The following is an 18,162-nucleotide window of genomic DNA, read 5'->3' as shown; positions in this document are numbered from 1 at the left end:
AGGAGAGTCTCATCGGGCAGGTCCGTTCTGGTCATAGCCGTTCTGATGCGGTGGTTGCGTGGGCGCGTGTGGCGGGTAGGTCGGATAGCCGCCGCCGTCAGGAACGGGCTGGTAGCCGGCCGCGACGTTCGGTTCGGTCCCGCCTTGGCGCCTCAGCAGAGCAATCAGCAGTCCACCGAGAATCAGGCTGGCCACGAGTCCGCCGGCAAACCAGGGCAGCGGTGCGCTGGTTCGTTCGGTCGCGCCCAGGGCCGTCGCTTGGCCGTCTGTGGTCCCCTGATCGTCCGAACTACCGTCAGCAGCGCCGGCGTCGGCGCCGCCGTCGTTGGCCGGTGTCTCAGGGCCGGAGGAGCCGGGCGAGGGCTCAGCACTCTGCTCGGGGCTCGCTTCCGCGCTCGCGTCGGTGATAGCGGGCCCGTCGACCTCCTCACCGGTGACCTGGATGCCGAGGTCGTAGTTGTACGGGTCGCGATTGCGGTCACTGCTCCACTTGTCGGCGGAGACGACCACGTAATAGTCACCGGAGAGATAGGCGTCATTGCCCACGCTCCCATCGCGATTCGACTGGCTGACCGGGACACGCATGCTTTGGGTCACGGTGTCACCGGTGTCGGAGCGATACAGGGTCGCATCGCCCATCATGCGGACCGGTCCGCGAACGGAGGAGAAGACTCCCACCCTGATGCCATTGGGGCCGGCGTTCTCGGCGTTGCCTTGGGACGCGCGAACGTTGAGGCGTTGACCGTAGCCGACGTGCACGCGATAGTACCGGGCCTCTTGTGGCATGACGGAATCGGTCAACACGGTCTCCGGGTCCAACTCGGCGGCGTCATTGAAGCTACCGCCTCCCGCGACCGCCTCGGGCTCGTCCGAGAGGTCGACCGCTTGCGGCTCCAACTGTTCCTTGGCCGGTGCCACCAGATCATTCTCATCCACGGCCGGCTCCAGGACGTATTTCAGTTCCACCGGCAACGGCTGGTCATTCTGCCGGTCCCCGGTGCGCAACACCTTGGCGTACAGCTGGCCGGAGCCATCGGCATAGCAGCCGGACTGATCGGTGTAGTCCTTGCTGCGGACGTAGGCGACGATGGGCTTACCGCCCTCCGACGCCGGTTCCGAGGCATTTCCCGTCGAGGAGGAACAGGTCTCACCCTGCCCGTTGACCAGTTGGACCGCGATGCCGGCCGCTCCGTCATCACTCTCGGGATTCGGCACCAGTAGCGCCGAGAAGTGTGCACGTTCCCCGGGCTGGATGGTCCCAAGGTTGTAGAACTTCAAGGTGCCGTCCTCGGCCCACCGGGACGATCCGCCACGCTCGTACTCGTCCAGGTACTGGCCCGGAGCCATCTCAGGAGAGGAGTGCAGCGCCTCTCCGCCGGTGATCTCCGTCCCCTGAGGGACGTAGCCCTCGAAGGCACGGACGGTCTTGGTCTCCAGTCGGCTGGAGAGCTCTTCGGCGTCGTCCGCCTGGACGTAGGTTCCCCCGGTGGCCTCGGCCACACAGGTCAATTCCTCGGCAGCGGTGTCATTGACCTTGAACCCGATGGTGTGCACGGTCAGCCCGATGCCCTGATCGGCGAGGCTCTGGGCGGCCTCACAGGCCGGCGGCTCGGAACAGTTCTCCTCCCCGTCGGAGACCAGGATGATGGACTTCTCACCGTCCATCCCCTCCAGCTCGTCGGCCGCATGCAGCAGGGACGCTCCGATGGGGGTCTCACCGACGGCTTCCAGGCCATTGATCTTCGTCTTGAGTTCGCCGGCGTTGGTGGGACCGACCTTCTGGACGGTCGTGATGTCCTTGCAGTCGTCCGGCTTCTGCGATCCGTAGACCACCAGGCCCAGGTCGGCGCCGTCCGGAGCGTTGTCCAGCAGGTTGGTGGTGGCCTGCTGGGCGGCCTTCAGCCGGGTGGTGCCGTCGTCGTCCGCGTCGGCCTCCAGCATGGACGAGGAGTAATCCATCACGACGACGACCGGTTGCAGAGCGGCGTCGCTCTCCGAGTCTGACGATTCCGCCGAGCTGGCCAGAGCGGGCGTGGCAGCGGCCAGGCTTCCGGTCATCAGCGTGCCGAAGAGCAAGGCCACCACCGTCGCCAGTAGGGCGGTTGGTCCAGTGGTCCTGGCGCTTCCGTCTCGGCGGGCTGGCCCGGTATCGGGCGTGGTGGTGCGGTCCCTCATGAGGTGTCCCCTGTGCGAATGAAGTGGTGCGGATGGAGTGGTGCAGATGAATTGGAGCGATGAGATGGTGCGGCGTTTACAGTCGCAAATGTATCCCGACCCCGCGCTGCCGATCAAGGTGCTGCTGATCAACGGCATGGGGAGAACTACCCATTCAATCCCGCGCTCCCGCCACCGCGAGGGCCGTTGCCATCGCAAACATCTCGCTAAGATGTCTCCATGCCGACGCCGTCCTCTCCTGAGGCTGAACAGCACCTAGCCCAGCAGCGGGCCCTTTACGGCACCTCGTTGTCCGAACGTTTCGGGGCGCTCATGAGCGTCTACGGCCTCAGCCAGCGTGCCTTGGCTCGAGTGGTGGGCCTGTCCGCTCCGATGCTGTCCCAACTCATCAATGCCCAGCGCATCAAGATCGGCAATCCGGCGGTCTACGAACGCCTCGTCATGCTGGAAGAACGGCAAGATGAACAGGATCTCGGTCGCGTGCTCACCGAAGTCGAAGCCTCTGAGCCCGTGCTGTCCACCAACACCTCTCGAGGGCGTTCCTCCCACACGCTCGCCACCGGGAGTGACCCGGAGCGTGGTGCCGCTGACCTGAGCGCACGGATCAGCGCCCGGTTGCGTCAGCTCGCCAGCCCGGATCAACTGCGGTCCACCGCTGACGCCGCCCGCCAATCCGGGGCGGCGTCACTGGCCGAGCTGCTGGAACGCGCCGCGGCTGAGGACTGAGGCCGACGGGCTCGACGTAGGCCGAGGTGAGTCCGGCCGGCGTGAACCCAGCCCGCCTGTCACCGGACGATCCTGTGTGGTGGGATGGATCCATGGAACCCTCCCCCACCTCGCCCGTGAACTGGGATCTGGCCGCCTCGACGGCTGCCCGACTGTGCGCGGCCGGCCCTCGTTTCACCCGCCATCAGGCCGAACGGGAGGCCGATGGACTGCGCCGCGCCGCCGACGAGTCCGTGGACCACGTTCACCGCATCACGCAATTGGACGCGGCCCGGGATCTGCGTGACTCCGAAGTCCTCGTGGTGGACCGGCCGACGTGGACCCAGGCCAACGTGCAGGCCTTCTCCACCTTGCTGGGTCCCGCCTTCGACTATGTCCAGAGCATCCGGCCGGAGGAATACGCCAAGGCCACCAGCGGACTGGGCACGGTCGCCACGGCAGTGGAGGCCGGAGCCGTACTGGCCTTCCTCTCCTCCAAGGTCCTGGGCCAGTACGAACCCTTCTGTGCGCTTCCCGGCCCGGACGGCACCTCCCCGGGCCCTGAGGGCGGCAGGCTGCTGCTGGTGGCACCGAACATCGCCGAGGTCCGCGTGGAACTGAATGTGGACCCGGAGGACTTCCGATTGTGGGTCTGTCTGCACGAACAGACCCACCGGGTGCAGTTCGCCGCCGCTCCATGGCTGCGCGAACACCTGCAGTCCACCATCATGGCTCTGGTCTCGGGGATGTTCGACAAGGTCGACACGCTTCCCGAGCGTCTCTCGGCACGATTCCGCGCGCTGATCCAGGGCCCCGCGGCCGACCCGAAATCGGTGGAGCAGGGTGAGGGGTCAGCCGAGCTGGGCACGGACGAGCATCCCGCCTCGATGGGGCTGCTCGAACTCATCCAGGATCCGGAGGACAAGAAACGCCTCTCCCAGCTCAATGCCGTGATGTCCTTGCTGGAGGGACACGCGAACGTGGTGATGGACGCCGTCGACGCCTCGGTGGTGCCGACCGTGAAGACCATCCGTCAGCGCTTCGATCACCGCACGTCCCACCGGTCGTCCCTGGACCGCTGGATTCGCCGATTCATGGGCATGGACGCCAAGATGCGTCAATACCGCGACGGGCAGCGCTTCGTGAAGCGGGTGGTCCGCGAGATCGGGATGGACGGATTCAACGTGGTGTGGGAATCCGCCGATCACCTGCCCTCCGAGCACGAGCTGCATCATCCGGAGGAGTGGATCGCGCGAGTGCGCAGCACCGACTGAGCAGCATCGACTGAGCAGCACGGACTGAGTGGCAGAAGAAGTGGCAGAAGAACGGTGAGACATCCGCGGAGGTCGACGTGAGCGCTGGCCCGGTCAGAGACGAAGGCACGACGCCGGCCGGTCCGGAATCCTGGCCGCCCGCCGTGCGCTGGCCCCCAGCACTGCATCGAGCGGTGCATTCCCTCGGCTCGATGACGGATGCGGCGACGGCGGCAACGCCCCTGGTCGCCCTCTCGGGAGGAGCCGATTCCCTCGCGCTCGCCGTGGCCACCGCCGAGGCCGTCCGCACGCGGGCCAACCCGGTGCTGGCCGCCGGTGCGGGCGCCGTCGTCGTGGATCACGGACTGCAGCCCGGTTCGGCCGTGGTGGCGCGCCGCGCGGCAGCCGTGGCTCGGCAACTGGGACTGGAGCCGGTGATCGTCGAACAGGTGACGGTGGCCAGCACCGGGGCCGGGCCTGAGGCTGACGCCCGGCAGGCACGCTATGCCGCTCTGGAGTCCGCCGCCCGCCGGGTGGGGTCCACGGCGATCCTGACGGCCCACACCCGGGACGACCAAGCCGAACAAGTGCTGCTCGGACTGGCTCGCGGTTCCGGCACGCGCTCACTGGCTGGGATACCGCGCCAACGCGGGCTGTTCCTGCGCCCGCTGCTCGACCTGACCCGCCAGGACACGGAGTCCATTTGCCGCTGGGCGGGCCTGCAGTGGTGGGAGGACCCGGCGAACGCCGACCCCGCGTACCTGCGGTCCCGGGTCCGGACCCGCATCCTGCCCCGGCTCGAGGACCCCGACGACGGTCTGGGACCGGGGGTCGCCGCGGCACTGGCGCGCAGTGCGGACATGGCCGCCGAGGACGCGGACGCCCTCGAGCTGTGGGCCGGGCGGGAGTTCGGGCGGCTGGCGGAGTACGGGCCAGGGTCCGCGGTGAGCCTGACTGTGGAGGGACTGTCCGCCCTTCCCGACGCCGTCCGCTACCGCGTGCTGGCCGCGGCCGCCGTGGCAGCGAGCGGTCAGCGCCCCAGCCGGGAGCGGGTTCTGGCCGTGGATCGCCTCGTGTCCGGGCGGTCGGTCGGCGGGGGCTCGGCCGGTCCGGTGGAGCTGGCCGGCGGTCTCGTCGCGCGCCGCCGCCGTACCGATGGGTATGCGAGACTGGTCTTCGACGTCGGCTGGCCCCGTTCTTCTTCGCGTGCGAGTCCCAGCACGGACACCAGCACGGACCCGCCCCCGACGCCTTCCCGGTAGCAGAAACCTCGCAGGAGCAACCCGCATGGACGTACAGGATGTGCACGGCGACCTCGATCATGTGCTCATGACCACCGAGCAGATCCAGGAGACCGTCAAGGATCTCGCAGCACAGATCGACCGCGACTACGAGGGCAAGGATGTCTTGCTCGTCGCGGTGCTCAAGGGGGCGGTGATGGTGATGGCCGATCTGTCCCGGGCTCTGCACTCACACGTGACCGTGGACTTCATGGCCGTCTCGTCCTACGGATCCGGCACCCAGTCCTCCGGCGTGGTGCGCATCCTCAAAGACCTCGACGCCGACCTGATGGGGCGCCATGTGCTCATCGTCGAGGACATCATCGACTCCGGGCTGACCTTGTCCTGGCTCAAGACGAACCTGGAATCCCGTGGCCCCGCCTCGGTCGAGATCTGCGCTCTGCTGCGTAAGCCGGAGGCCATGAAGGTGGACATCGACGTCAAGTACGTCGGGCGGGACATCCCCAACGAGTTCGTGGTCGGCTACGGCCTGGACTTCGCCGAGCGGTACCGGAACCTGGACTTCATCGGCACCCTGGCACCGCACGTCTACTCCTGAGGCGCTGACATTTCCACCGTTCGCGAACGAGGGGCGTTCGGCACACCGCCGTAGACTGACGCCCGGTACCGTGGACGGATACGGCTGTAGCGTTGTGCCACCGCCCGCCGAGTCCGTACCCGGCGGACGCGCCGTGTCCGCACAGCAGGTCAAAGGTCAGGAGAGTTGTTGAACGCCAAAAAGGTCTTCAAGGGCCCGATCGTCTGGATCGTCCTGGCCGCCGTCTTCCTGATGCTGATCATCCCCGCCTTGACGCAGGGGTCCTCGGCGCGGGTGGACACCAACGTCGGTCTGACCCTGCTGCAGGAGAATAAGGCCGAACAGGCCAAGATCCAGGACGGGGACCAGCGGGTCGATCTGACGCTGCGCGAACCCTACTCCCAGGATGGGCAAGACCTCGGTGAAGAGGTCTACTTCTACTACTCGACCGCCCGTGCCGGAAACGTGGTGGACGCGATCGACGAGTCCAACCTGGACGGGTTCACGGACGAGCCGGTGCAGAACAACTGGCTGTTGTCGCTGCTGTCTTTCATGGTCCCGTTCATTCTCATCGCGCTGGTGTTCTGGTTCCTGATGTCCAGGATGCAGGGCGGCGGCGGCAAGGTCATGCAGTTCGGCAAGTCCAAGGCGAAGCTGATCACCAAGGACATGCCGCAGGTGACCTTCTCCGACGTCGCGGGCGCCGAGGAGGCCGTGGAGGAGCTCCACGAGATCAAGGACTTCCTCGCCGAGCCCGCCAAGTTCCAGGCCGTCGGCGCCAAGATCCCCAAGGGCGTGCTGCTCTACGGCCCGCCCGGCACCGGTAAGACCCTGCTCGCCAAGGCCGTGGCCGGCGAGGCCGGGGTGCCGTTCTATTCAATCTCCGGTTCCGACTTCGTGGAGATGTTCGTCGGCGTGGGCGCCTCCCGCGTGCGGGACCTGTTCGAGCAGGCCAAGAACAACTCCCCGGCCATCATCTTCGTGGACGAGATCGACGCCGTCGGACGTCACCGTGGCGCCGGCGTGGGCGGCGGCAACGACGAGCGCGAGCAGACGCTGAACCAGCTGCTGGTCGAGATGGACGGCTTCGACGTGAACACCAACGTCATCCTCATCGCAGCCACCAACCGGCCGGACGTGCTGGACCCGGCGCTGCTGCGGCCGGGACGTTTCGACCGCCAGATCCCGGTCGAGGCTCCGGATCTGGAGGGCCGCCACCAGATTCTCAGTGTGCACGCGCAGGGCAAGCCGATGGCCCCCGGCGTCGACCTGCGTTCCCTGGCCAAGCGCACTCCCGGATTCACCGGCGCGGACCTGGCCAATGTCCTGAACGAGGCCGCCCTGCTGACCGCGCGGTCCAACGCACAGCTCATCGACGACCGTGCTCTGGATGAAGCCGTCGATCGCGTGATGGCCGGCCCGCAAAAGCGCTCGCGCCTGATGAAGGAGCATGAGCGCAAGGTCACCGCCTATCACGAGGGCGGTCACGCGCTGGTCGCCGCCGGACTGCGGAATTCGGCGCCGGTCACCAAGATCACCATCCTGCCGCGCGGGCGGGCGTTGGGCTACACCATGGTGGTGCCGGAGGACGACAAGTACTCCGTCACCCGCAACGAGCTGCTCGATCAGCTCGCCTATGCCATGGGCGGCCGGGTGGCGGAGGAGATCATCTTCCACGATCCCTCCACCGGCGCCTCGAACGACATCTCCAAGGCCACGGACACGGCCAAGAAAATGGTCACCGAATATGGGATGAGCGAGCGCATCGGCGCCGTCAAGCTCGGGACCGGCAGTGGCGAACCCTTCATGGGCCGGGACATGGGCGGCGGCCGTGAGTACTCGGAACAGGTGGCCGCACAAGTGGACGCCGAGGTGCGCCAGTTGCTGGATGAGGCCCACGACGAGGCCTACTGGATCCTCAGTGAGAATCGGGACATCCTGGACGAGCTCGCCTACGAGTTGCTGGACAAGGAGACCCTGAACCAGGCGAGGATCGCCGAGATCTTCGCGAACGTCCGCCAGCGCGAACCACGCGAGGTGTGGCTCTCCAGTGACACCCGCCCGGTGTCTCGGAAACCCCCGGTGCTGTCCCCGGCCGAACGCCGGGAGCGGGCCGAGAAGAACGGACACGACGACGCCCCGGTGGACCCCGAGTCGACGTCGGATTCGCTGACTCCCACGGTGGACCCCACACCCGGGGGCCAATTGCCCGGAGACTCGGACGGCGGCGCCCCCGGCGGGCCGGCTCCCGGGCCCACCGACGTACCCTGAGGCAGTCGACCCGACTGTTCTCCGCGGACTCCGCACGCACTCGCGTGCCGAAGCGCCGTGCTCTTCTCACACCGGTCGAGGGCCGGGTGACTCACCACTAGGATCGGAATCGTGGACGATACCCAGAACACCCTGCCGGCCGTTGCCGCGGACGAGGACGGCGAGTTGCCTCCGGCCGGAATCGACCGGCCGCGCATCGAGGCTGCCGTGCGGGACATCCTCGAGGCCATCGGTGAGGACCCGGACCGGGAGGGCCTCCAGGACACCCCCAGCCGGGTGGCCAAGGCCTATGCCGAGTTCTTCGCCGGTCTTGAGCAGGATCCCGCGGACATCCTGGGCACCACGTTCGACATCTCGCACGAGGAACTCGTCCTGGTGAAGGACATTCCCTTCTACTCGACCTGTGAGCACCACCTGGTTCCCTTTCACGGGACCGCCCACATCGGCTACATCCCCTCCACGGAGGGCCGCGTCACCGGTCTGAGCAAACTCGCCCGTCTGGTCGAGGTCTTCGCCCGCCGGCCCCAGGTCCAGGAGCGGCTCACCACACAGATCGTGGAGGCGCTGATGACCCATCTGCACCCTCGAGGGGCGATGGTGGTCATTGAGGCCGAACACATGTGCATGTCCATGCGCGGTGTCCGCAAACCCGGCGCCAAGACGGTCACGTCCGCCGTGCGCGGCCAGCTTCGGGACGCCTCCACTCGGTCTGAGGCAATGAGCCTGATCCTGCGCACCTGATCCACTCCGCCCGCCGAACGTCTCCGTGCGCCACCGGCGAGCGGTGGCCCCGTGACGAAAGGACCTGCCCGATGGACTCGATGGCAGCACAGACCGGAACCGGACCCGCCACGGGTCCGCTGAGCGTGGTGCGCAAGGTCCGGCGCCGCACCGTGCACGACCTGCCCACCGACCGCACCGTGGTCATGGGTGTCCTGAACGTCACGCACAACTCGTTCTCGGACGGCGGGGCGTATCTGGCCACCGATGCCGCGATCGAGCAGGGACTGCGACTGCACTATGCCGGCGCGGACATCGTGGATGTGGGCGGGGAGTCCACTCGTCCGGGGGCGGAAGCGATCGATCCGCTCACCGAGCAAAACCGCATTCTGCCCGTCATTGAGGCGCTCGTCCGGGCGGGTGTGGTGGTCTCGGTGGACACCATGCACACGGTCACGGCCGAAGCCGCCCTGAAACTCGGTGACGTCATCATCAACGACGTCTCCGGGCTCCATCACGAACCGGAGATGCCCGAGCTGATCGCCCGCACTGGTGCCCCATACATCCTGATGCACAATCGCGGGGACGCGAAGACCATGGACTCCCTGGCCGTCTATGACGATGTGGTCGAGGACGTGGTGCGCGAGCTCTCCGAACTCAAGGACAGGTTCGTGGCCGCCGGCGTGCGGCCCGAGCAGATCATCCTGGACCCCGGGCTGGGCTTCGCCAAGGCCGGAGAGCAGAACTGGGAACTGCTCCGCGGGCTCGACCGACTGCGGGAGCTCGGGTCTCCGGTGCTCGTCGCCGCCTCCCGCAAGCGCTTTCTCGGCAGTCTGCTGGCCAATGAGTCTGGGGATGAGCCGGCACCGGAAGCTCGCGATCACGCCACGGCAGCCGTCTCGGCGCTCTCCGCCGTGCACGGTGCCTGGGGGGTGCGCGTCCACGATGTGGAGCCCTCGCTGGACGCCGTCAGGACGGCACGCGCCTGGCTCGGCACCGCCTGAGGAGCGCGCCCATGGATGACAGCATCACCCTGACGGGACTCACGGCTCGCGGATTCCACGGTGTCTTCCCCGAGGAGAAACGCGACGGCCAGGATTTCACCACGGACGTGGTGGTGCACCTGGACACCACTCCGGCCGCCCGTGCCGACGATCTCTCCTTGACGGTCAACTACGCACAGATCGCCGAGGCTGTTCTGCGCGTGATCACGGGGGAGTCCTTCGACCTCATCGAATCCGTGGCCGACCGGATCGCCCGCGACGTTCTGGACGAACAGCCGGTGGCGGCTGCCGTCGAGGTGACGGTGCACAAGCCGCACGCACCGATCGAGGCGGACTTCGCCGACGTCGCCGTCACCGTGCGCCGGAGCCGGCCGTGACGGGAACCGCGGCACCGAACGCCGATCTGGAGCGTGCTCCGGACCGGTCTGTGCCGGCAGTCCTGGCGCTCGGCGCCAACCTGGGCGAGCCGGCGCAGACGCTGCAGTCCGCAGTGCGGGCTCTGGCGGAGACCCCCGGGATCGAAGTGACCGGAGTCTCGCCGGTTGCGGTGACCTCACCGGTCGGCGGCCCGCCCGACCAGCCGGACTTTCTGAACCTGGTGCTCACCCTGGACACCACCTTGTCTCCACGCGCGCTGCTGACCGCCGGCCACGTCATCGAACAGGCACATCACCGCACTCGCGAGATCCGCTGGGGGCCGCGCACCCTGGACATCGACGTCATCGTCTACGACCAGGTGACCTCCTCAGACCCGGTCCTGACCCTGCCGCATCCCCGTGCCCACCAGCGCGCCTTCGTGCTCGCGCCGTGGTCCTGGCTGCAGCCGGAGGCGACACTGAACGGCTCGTCCGTCGCGGTCCTCGCGGCGCAGGCCGACGACGCCGGCACCGTCCGGCGACTGCCCACGGAGACCTCAGGAGAATCAGGCTCATGAACGGCATCCGTCCCCTGTGGCTCCTGCTCATTCTGCTCAGCTCAGGCGTTCTCGGCTGGGCGGCCGCAGTGCTGGCCGCCGGTGCCGGAGTGGTCTCGCCCGTGCTGGTCCCGTCCTCGGTGATCACCTTGGCGGCGGTCGCCTTGCTCGTGCTGATCCTGGGCATCCGGGTGCAGCTGGACAAGAAGCGACCGGCGGCCGCACGGATGAATCCCCTGGTCGCCACCCGCACGCTGGCGCTCGCGCAGGCCGGCGCGTATGCGGGATCACTGATCGCCGGCTGGCACGCCGGGGTGCTGGTGCATCTGACAACGGCCACCGGGTTCGGGACTCCCACGGTGAACGACGCCCTGCTGATGGTGGTCGGTGGACTCGTTCTGGTTATCGTGGGATATATCGTGGAACAGTTCTGCCGGCTGCCCCCGGAAGACGGGCCGGACGGCGCCGCGAACGGACAAGATCAGAATGGTGACGGGACTCCGGGGACCACCGGTCCGGCCTACGGCACCGAGGGGGAAGGCGGATATGCCCGCACGAACGGCGATTGATCTCGCGGGAGTGGAGTGGACCCCGGTGTCCCCCCAGCTGATCCCGGCCAAACTCGTCGGTGAGGTCATCGGCACGGTGATCACCGCCGCCGTCGTGTCTGTTCCCCTGGTGTTGAAGCTGCTCGGTGTCTGGCCCGGATATCCGGTCTGGCTCGCCTGGGCGGTGCCGGCGGTCGTGGTGCTCTGGGGGCTGGTGCAGATGATCCTCGTCCCACGCCGCGTGCGCGCCATGGGATTCGCCGAACGGGAGGACGACTTCCTGTTCACATCGGGTCTGTGGTTCCGCCGGGTGCTGGCGGTGCCGTATGGCCGTCTGCAGTATCTCGACGTCAAGGAGGGCCCGGTGCAACGGCGCTTTGGCATCCGGTCGCTCGAGTTGCAGACCGCTTCGGCCAGCACCAATGCCACGGTTGAGGGCATTCCGGCCGAGGACAGTGAACGGCTCCGCGACCAGCTCATGGCCCGCGGACAGGCGCGACTGGCCGGGCTGTGACTCAGCCTGCCCGCCCCGAGGCCGCCGACGGCGACTGGCACCGCGTTCACCCCATCAGCCCGTGGGTGCGCGGCTGGGTCGTCTTGGTGGCGATGCTGTTCTTCGCCACCCAGTCCTTCGGTGAGGACATGGTCCGAGCACTGATGGGCGCCGGCGACACCCAAGCCGCCCGGGGCCTGTGGATCTCGCTGGCCATCTATGGCGGCATTTTCGTGGTGATGCTGGTGATCTATTACTTCTCGTGGCGGTTCACGAAGTACCAGCTCGCCGAAGAGCAGGTTCTCTTGGACACCGGAGTCATCTTCCGCCAGCACCGTCGCGTGCGCTATGACCGTGTGCAGGCCGTGGACATCCGGCAGCCCCTGCTGGCGCGCATCTTTGGCCTGGCGGAGTTGAAATTCGAGGCGGCCGACGGCGGCGAGACCGCCATGCAATTGTCGTACATCAAGGAAGACGAAGCCCGGGTTCTGCGCGCCGAGATCATGGGGCGCGCCGCCGGTATCAGGGCCGGTGTGCCTCCCCGGCAGGCGGCGCAGCAGGGCGCGGCGGCCCCCTCCGCCACGGAGGTGGGAACCGAGCCTGGCGCCGGGTCGGGTGCCGAGCGGGGTGCCGAGCCGGGTTCCGAGCGGGGTGCCGAGCCAGGTGCCGGTGCGGTGTCCGCCCCCGAGGCGGGACCGGGGCCGGACGCGCCGCCGTCGTTGATGCCGGAGGCTCCCGAGCAGGTGATGCTGCAGGTGCCCGTGGGGCAGATGATCGGTTCGCTGGTGCTGTCCACGGGCATGGTCGTGATGGTATTCATCCTCGTGGTCATGGTGGCCGGCGCCGCGATTCTGGACGCGACGGTTCCGCAGACCGGTGAGGATAATTGGTGGCGCGTACTGCTCTTCGCCATGATCCCCTTTGCGTTCTCCCTGGTTGGCTACGTCTGGTCCGGGTTCAACAAGGGCTACAACTTCACCGTGGCCACCTCTCCGGACGGCATGCGTCTGCGCTACGGACTCCTCGAGACCTCACAGCAGACCGTTCCACCGGGGCGGGTCCAGGCCGTGCGCATTCAGCAGAGCCTGTTGTGGCGACCGTTCGGCTGGTACCGGGTGATCGTCAACGTCGCCGGTTACGGTGCCGCCACGGAGGGCAGCGGCGCGGACAAGTCGGTGGTGCTCCCGGTGGGCCTCCTGGAGGACGTCATGCGGGTGTTGTCCGTGGTCGCTCCGGATCCAGGCGTGGAGGACGCCCCCGAGGTGATCACCGAGGGCATCGTCGGCGCCGGTGACGGCAACGGGTTCACCTGCTCACCACGCCGCGTGTGGTGGCTGGATCCTCTGACGTGGCGGCGCAACGCCTACCGCTCCACCAGCACGATGCTGATGCTCCGTTCCGGACGGCTGGAGCGCCACCTGGTGCTGTTGCCGCACGAGCGGATCCAGTCCATTGGTCTGCACCAGGGACCGCTCGAGCGCCGACTGGGGGTGGCGACACTCCGATTCCACTCCACGCCCGGACCGGTGGACGCGAGGCTGCACCATGCCGACGCCGACGTCGCGGCCCGGCTCTACCTGGAGGAGGCGGAGATCGCGGCCGTCTCCCGGCGCATGCGTGACCGCAATCAGTGGATGCGGACCGAGGAGCTGGCTCGCTTCGAACAGCGCGCCCGGCAGGCCGTTGATCAGCAGGCGGTCGACCAGTGAGCGAGGCCGCGCAGAACCGTCCGGGGCGTCTGGGTGTCGGCATCGTCGGTGCCGGCCGGGTCGGAGCCGTCCTCGGCGCCGCACTGCGCAATGCCGGCCACGCCGTTACCGGAGTCCACGCGGTCTCCGAGTCCTCCCGTTCCCGGGCCGAGTCGCTGCTGCCCGAGGTGCCGATCCTGGAGATTCCGGAGATCCTGCGCCGCTCCGAGGTGGTGCTGTTCGCCGTTCCCGACGACGTCCTGCCGGAGCTGGTGTCCGGCCTCGCCGACGCCGGTCACTTCCAGACCGGGCATCTGGTCATCCACACCTCCGGCCGTCACGGCGTCTCCGTGCTGGATCCGGTGCGGGCCTCCGGTGCGATCCCCTTGGCCATTCACCCCGTCATGACCTTCACCGGCCTCAGCCTGGATCTCGCCCGGCTGGTCGACTGCACCTTCGGCGTCACCGCGGACCCCGTCGTGCTGCCGGTGGCCCAGGCGCTCGTCGTCGAGATGGGCGGCGAACCGGCCGTGATCCACGAGGAGGACCGCGGCACCTATCACGCCGCGCTGTCCCATGCCTCGAACCACTTGGTCACCCTCACGGCCCAGTCCGCAGAGCTGTTGAGATCCATCGGCGTGGAGCGCACGGACCGGATGCTCTCGTCGCTGATGAACGCCTCGCTCGAGAACGCCCTGACCAACGGGGACGGCGCCCTGACCGGCCCGGTGGCTCGCGGTGACGTGGGCACGGTGAGCCGGCACCTGGCCGTGCTCGACGGCGAGGGGATCCCGGCCGACGTCGGGCACGCCTACCGCGCCATGGCGCGCGCCACCACGCAACGCGCGCTCGCCCGGGGGGCGCTGTCCGAGACGACGGCCGCCGAACTCCTGGACCTGCTCGCGGGGTCCTAGACTCGGCCTGTGACCCCGTACGACCACGTTCCCGACCGCGCGCCCATCCCGACCGGCACCGGCCTGACCCTGGAGGACACCGCCTCGACGTCGGACTCGAGCCGGCCGTTGCCCCCGGTGCACGCCACCACGTCGGCTTTCCGCAGCGCTCTCGCCGCCCTCGTGCACAGCGCCGTCGCCTCCGGGGTGCCCTTCCCCACCGTGGGTCTCGTCCCGACGATGGGCGCCCTGCACGGCGGTCACGCTCGGTTGGTGCGCCAGGCTCGCGAGGAAAACGACATCGTCGTCGCCACGGTGTTCGTCAACCCACTGCAGTTCGCCGACCCGGCGGATCTGGAGCACTATCCGCGCACCCTGGCTTCAGACCGCGAGTTGCTGGGCGCCGAGGGCTGTGACCTGGTCTTCGCCCCGGAGGTGCAGGAGATGTACCCGGGCTACCCCCACGCTCCGGTCGTCACCGTCTCCGCCGGCCACATGGGCGAGGTGCTGGAAGGTGCCTCGCGCCCGGGGCACTTCGACGGCGTCTGCACCGTCGTCGCCAAACTCTGGCATGCCGCCATGCCTCCGGCCCCGGCTCAGTTGCGCAGTTACTTCGGGCAGAAGGATGCCCAGCAACTGGCCATCCTGCGCCGCATGCAGTCCGATCTCGACTTCGACCTGGAGGTCCGGGCGGTCCCGCTGATCCGCTCGCCCGAAGGGCTGGCGCTGTCGAGTCGGAACACCCGCCTGTCCCCGGAGTCGCTCGAAGCCGCGTTGGTGCTCAGCCGGGCTCTGCGTTCATTGCGAGAAGCGGCGGACGCCGGCCGGGTGCTGGACGTGGAGGTGGCTCGGACGATGATCCGGGACGAGCCGCTCGCGCATCTGGACTACCTCGAGGTGGTGGACCATGCCACCCTCGAACCGTTGAGCCCGGAGGAACTGCACCGACCATTGCAACGGGAGGCCCTGGCTCTGGTGGCCGCCACCATCCAGCCGGTCCGGCTCATCGACAACTGCATCCTGCCCGCCGTCACGCCTTCAAACCCGCCGCCGGACGCCCGCTCTTGATGTCTCGCCGTTGACCAGAGTTAGGGTGAGCACCATGACGATGAATGAGACCGCCCACGGCGAGAAGCAGCAGACCGTCACCCGCACCATCGAGGCCCCTTCCAAGGACATCTTCCAGATCCTGACCCTGCCGGCCCGGCATCACGAGTTCGACGGGTCCGGCATGGTGCGTTCGGATGAGAAGTCCCAGCGCATCCAGCAGGTGGGGGACGTCTTCACCATGAACATGCAGTCCAGCAATGGCGAATACCAGATGGAGAACCACGTGGTCGCCTACGACGAGAACAAGCTCGTCGGCTGGAAGCCCGCACCCCTCGGCACGGAACCTCCGGGGTGGCAGTGGGTGTACCGCCTGGAGCCGGTGGACCAGGACACCACCGAGGTCTCGCTGACCTACGACTGGTCCGAGGTCACGGATCAGAACCTGCTGGAGAAGAACATCTTCCCGGCGATCAGTTCCGAGCAGATGGACGAATCGCTGGCGCGACTGCAGTCCCTCGTCTGAGCCGTTCCGGAGGTCACCCGGGCGGACTCCGGCTGAAGCCGGTGCCGTCGCACCGTTAGGATCGGGGGACATGCCCGGCCTGACAAGGAGCACCCGTGACTGAAACCAGCCAGCCGACCGCCCGCGAGGATCTGTACCGGCACGTCAACGGTGCCTGGCTGGACTCCCACTCCATCCCGGCCGACCAGGGGGCCTACGGCGCCTTCATGGAATTGCGGGACGCCTCCGAACTCGCCGTGCGCCAGTTGGCCGAGGACGCCGCGTCCCATTTCTGGTCCGGGCCTGGTGCCCATCGGGAACCGGGGCCTTTCACGGCCGGAAACAACGACGACGGCGCGCGCCAGCGCATCGGTGCGCTGTACGCCTCCTTCATGGACGAGTCGCGGGTGGAGGAGCGCGGTCTGGAACCGATCGCGGCCGACCTGGCAGACGTGGAGACCGTCTCCAGTCCCGAGGAGCTCCTGGAGCTTTCCGGCCGGCTCCAGCGCGAAGGCGTCAGTGGCCTCATCGGCTGCGGCGTCATGAACGATGCCGGACGTCCCGAACGCATGCTCCTGCATCTCGTGCAGGACGGGCTGGGGCTGCCGGACGAGTCCTATTACCGTGAAGAGAAGTTCGCCGACCTGCTCGCGGAGTACCGCCAGCACGTGGACAACCTGTTCATGCTCGCCGGAATCGGCGGTGATCGGAACGAAGCCCAGCTGGATGCCGATCTCGTGGTGGATCTCGAGGTCAAGATCGCCGCTGCCCACTGGGATGTGGTGAAGGTGCGCGATGCCGTGGCCCGCTACAACCTGATGGAGCGCTCTGCTCTGCTCGCGGCATTCCCCCTGGCCGAGCGCTGGCTCGAAGGGATCGGCGCGGCCGGGTCCCGCAGCACCGAGATCGTCGCCTGGCAACCGGATTTTCTGGCCGAGATGCAGCAACTGCTGCTCAGTGAGGACCTGCGCACCTGGAAGCTGTGGCTGCAACTGCAGATTCTGCGGTCGGCCGCGCCCTACCTGACCGAGGCCTTCGTCCAGGAGAATTTCGAGTTCTACGGCCGGAAGATCGCCGGCACCGAGGAGGTCAAGCCACGCTGGAAGCGCGGGGTCGCCTTCGTCAACGGCGCCGTGGGGGAGGATGTCGGCCGGCTCTACGTGGCCGAGCATTTCCCCGAAGGCCACCAAGCCGCCATGGACGAGCTGATCTCGGCCCTGATGGAGGCGTACCGCCGTTCCATCGGCAGCCTCGAATGGATGGGGGAGGAGACCCGGCAGAAGGCCCTGGAGAAGCTGTCCATGTTCAGACCCATGGTCGGCTTCCCGGTGAAGTGGATCGACTACTCCAGTCTGGCCGTGGACCCCGAGGATCTGGTGGCCAACGTCCGTGCCGCCACCGCCTTCGAGTTCGAGCGCGACCTGTCCAAGATCGAGACCGGGCCCGATCCCGAGGAGTGGCACATGACCCCGCAGACGGTCAATGCCTACTATTCGCCCCTGGAGAACGTCATTGTCTTCCCGGCGGCCATCCTCCAGCCCCCGTTCTTCGATCCGGATCGGTCCCCGGCGGAGAACTTCGGGGCGATCGGCGCGGTCATCGGCCATGAGATCGGTCACGGGTTCGATGATCAGGGTTCCCAGTACGCCGGTGACGGTTCGCTCGAGAACTGGTGGACCGATGCGGACCGCCAAGCCTTCGAGGAGCGCACCCGTCAGCTGGTCGATCAGTACGAGGTTCTCAGCCCCGCCGAGGCACCCGACTACCACGTGAACGGCGAGCTGACACTCGGGGAGAACATCGGCGACTTGGGCGGTCTGGGCATCGCGTACAAGGCGCTCGGCATCTGGCGCGAAGAGCACGGTTCCGCTGGTGTTGCCGACGACTCTGCCGAGCAGGACCGGGCCTTCTTCGCTTCGTGGGCCGAATGCTGGCGACAGTTGACGCGGACCGAGACCGCCATCACCCGCATCACCTCCGACCCGCACTCGCCGAACGAGTTCCGGTGCAACCAGGTGGTCAAGAATCTGGACGCGTTCCATCGGGCCTATGGCACTGAACCGGGCGACGCGATGTGGCTGGAGCCTGAGGCCCGCGTCACCATCTGGTAGGGGGCCTCGGGCACGTAG

At 67.8% G+C, this 18,162-nt stretch carries 17 protein-coding genes; 16 read left to right on the top strand and 1 reads right to left on the bottom strand.

The window, feature by feature from the left end; genetic code table 11:
* Positions 1 to 9: 9 nt before the first annotated feature.
* Positions 10 to 2,175 (bottom strand): VWA domain-containing protein, encoded by a 2,166-nt coding sequence (locus tag ACFQQD_RS04110; RefSeq protein ID WP_378086506.1) that lies wholly within the window; start codon positions 2,173 to 2,175, stop codon positions 10 to 12.
* Between the two features lie 219 nt (positions 2,176 to 2,394).
* Here ACFQQD_RS04110 and ACFQQD_RS04105 point away from each other — a divergent pair, with 219 nt between their 5' ends.
* The 16 genes from ACFQQD_RS04105 to ACFQQD_RS04030 all read left to right on the top strand — a co-directional run bounded on the left by ACFQQD_RS04105 (position 2,395) and on the right by ACFQQD_RS04030 (position 18,144).
* The gene (locus ACFQQD_RS04105; RefSeq protein WP_378086504.1) at positions 2,395 to 2,901 is read left to right on the top strand and encodes a DNA-binding protein; all 507 of its coding nucleotides are present in this window, start codon (positions 2,395 to 2,397) and stop codon (positions 2,899 to 2,901) included.
* A gap of 92 nt (positions 2,902 to 2,993) precedes the next feature.
* On the top strand, positions 2,994 to 4,154 hold the full coding sequence (locus ACFQQD_RS04100; RefSeq protein WP_378086502.1) for a zinc-dependent metalloprotease: 1,161 nt from the start codon (positions 2,994 to 2,996) through the stop codon (positions 4,152 to 4,154).
* Between the two features lie 77 nt (positions 4,155 to 4,231).
* Positions 4,232 to 5,395, top strand: a complete 1,164-nt coding sequence (tilS, locus tag ACFQQD_RS04095) for a tRNA lysidine(34) synthetase TilS (RefSeq protein ID WP_378086500.1) — start codon at positions 4,232 to 4,234, stop codon at positions 5,393 to 5,395.
* 25 nt (positions 5,396 to 5,420) lie between these two features.
* A complete protein-coding gene (gene hpt / locus ACFQQD_RS04090) occupies positions 5,421 to 5,972 on the top strand; it encodes a hypoxanthine phosphoribosyltransferase (protein WP_378086498.1) in 552 nt (183 codons plus the stop codon).
* Between the two features lie 168 nt (positions 5,973 to 6,140).
* Positions 6,141 to 8,222 carry an ATP-dependent zinc metalloprotease FtsH gene (gene ftsH, locus ACFQQD_RS04085; RefSeq protein ID WP_378086496.1) on the top strand — a complete coding sequence of 694 codons (2,082 nt, stop codon included), beginning with the start codon at positions 6,141 to 6,143 and terminating at the stop codon, positions 8,220 to 8,222.
* A 132-nt stretch (positions 8,223 to 8,354) separates the two neighbouring features.
* Positions 8,355 to 8,963 (top strand): GTP cyclohydrolase I FolE, encoded by a 609-nt coding sequence (gene folE / locus ACFQQD_RS04080; RefSeq protein WP_378087505.1) that lies wholly within the window; start codon positions 8,355 to 8,357, stop codon positions 8,961 to 8,963.
* Positions 8,964 to 9,034: 71 nt separating this feature from the next.
* On the top strand, positions 9,035 to 9,946 hold the full coding sequence (gene folP, locus ACFQQD_RS04075) for a dihydropteroate synthase (protein ID WP_378086493.1): 912 nt from the start codon (positions 9,035 to 9,037) through the stop codon (positions 9,944 to 9,946).
* Between the two features lie 11 nt (positions 9,947 to 9,957).
* Entirely contained in the window at positions 9,958 to 10,323 is a 366-nt protein-coding gene (folB, locus tag ACFQQD_RS04070; protein WP_378086491.1) for a dihydroneopterin aldolase, read from the top strand.
* Positions 10,320 to 10,880, top strand: a complete 561-nt coding sequence (gene folK, locus ACFQQD_RS04065; protein WP_378086489.1) for a 2-amino-4-hydroxy-6-hydroxymethyldihydropteridine diphosphokinase — start codon at positions 10,320 to 10,322, stop codon at positions 10,878 to 10,880. Before folB ends, folK begins: the two co-directional genes overlap by 4 nt.
* A complete protein-coding gene (locus tag ACFQQD_RS04060) occupies positions 10,877 to 11,428 on the top strand; it encodes a DUF3180 domain-containing protein (protein ID WP_378086487.1) in 552 nt (183 codons plus the stop codon). The genes folK and ACFQQD_RS04060 overlap by 4 nt, the downstream gene beginning before the upstream one ends.
* Complete coding sequence (locus ACFQQD_RS04055) at positions 11,406 to 11,921, top strand: PH domain-containing protein (RefSeq protein WP_378086485.1); 516 nt, start codon at positions 11,406 to 11,408, stop codon at positions 11,919 to 11,921. Before ACFQQD_RS04060 ends, ACFQQD_RS04055 begins: the two co-directional genes overlap by 23 nt.
* Complete coding sequence (locus tag ACFQQD_RS04050; protein ID WP_378086483.1) at positions 11,918 to 13,609, top strand: PH domain-containing protein; 1,692 nt, start codon at positions 11,918 to 11,920, stop codon at positions 13,607 to 13,609. Before ACFQQD_RS04055 ends, ACFQQD_RS04050 begins: the two co-directional genes overlap by 4 nt.
* Positions 13,606 to 14,502, top strand: a complete 897-nt coding sequence (locus ACFQQD_RS04045; RefSeq protein ID WP_378086481.1) for a Rossmann-like and DUF2520 domain-containing protein — start codon at positions 13,606 to 13,608, stop codon at positions 14,500 to 14,502. The genes ACFQQD_RS04050 and ACFQQD_RS04045 overlap by 4 nt, the downstream gene beginning before the upstream one ends.
* Positions 14,503 to 14,664: 162 nt before the next feature.
* Positions 14,665 to 15,549 carry a pantoate--beta-alanine ligase gene (gene panC / locus ACFQQD_RS04040; protein ID WP_378087503.1) on the top strand — a complete coding sequence of 295 codons (885 nt, stop codon included), beginning with the start codon at positions 14,665 to 14,667 and terminating at the stop codon, positions 15,547 to 15,549.
* Between the two features lie 40 nt (positions 15,550 to 15,589).
* Entirely contained in the window at positions 15,590 to 16,054 is a 465-nt protein-coding gene (locus ACFQQD_RS04035) for an SRPBCC family protein (protein ID WP_378087500.1), read from the top strand.
* 95 nt (positions 16,055 to 16,149) lie between these two features.
* Entirely contained in the window at positions 16,150 to 18,144 is a 1,995-nt protein-coding gene (locus ACFQQD_RS04030) for a M13 family metallopeptidase (RefSeq protein WP_378086479.1), read from the top strand.
* Positions 18,145 to 18,162 lie beyond the last annotated feature (18 nt).

This window comes from Citricoccus sp. GCM10030269 (assembly GCF_042665635.1).
In the GTDB taxonomy this organism is placed as follows: Bacteria; Actinomycetota; Actinomycetes; order Actinomycetales; family Micrococcaceae; genus Citricoccus.
This window is presented reverse-complemented; position numbering and strand designations above follow the sequence as displayed.

Excerpts from the sequence above, each read along its gene's own strand:
- ACFQQD_RS04035 (WP_378087500.1), top strand. The coding sequence starts at position 15,590 with ATGAATGAGACCGCCCACGGCGAGAAGCAGCAGACCGTCACCCGCACC.
- ACFQQD_RS04105 (WP_378086504.1), top strand. The coding sequence starts at position 2,395 with ATGCCGACGCCGTCCTCTCCTGAGGCTGAACAGCACCTAGCCCAGCAG.
- folP (WP_378086493.1), top strand. The coding sequence starts at position 9,035 with ATGGACTCGATGGCAGCACAGACCGGAACCGGACCCGCCACGGGTCCG.
- ACFQQD_RS04100 (WP_378086502.1), top strand. The coding sequence starts at position 2,994 with ATGGAACCCTCCCCCACCTCGCCCGTGAACTGGGATCTGGCCGCCTCG.
- ACFQQD_RS04055 (WP_378086485.1), top strand. The coding sequence starts at position 11,406 with ATGCCCGCACGAACGGCGATTGATCTCGCGGGAGTGGAGTGGACCCCG.
- ACFQQD_RS04110 (WP_378086506.1), bottom strand. The coding sequence starts at position 2,175 with ATGAGGGACCGCACCACCACGCCCGATACCGGGCCAGCCCGCCGAGAC.
- hpt (WP_378086498.1), top strand. The coding sequence starts at position 5,421 with ATGGACGTACAGGATGTGCACGGCGACCTCGATCATGTGCTCATGACC.
- folB (WP_378086491.1), top strand. The coding sequence starts at position 9,958 with ATGGATGACAGCATCACCCTGACGGGACTCACGGCTCGCGGATTCCAC.
- ACFQQD_RS04060 (WP_378086487.1), top strand. The coding sequence starts at position 10,877 with ATGAACGGCATCCGTCCCCTGTGGCTCCTGCTCATTCTGCTCAGCTCA.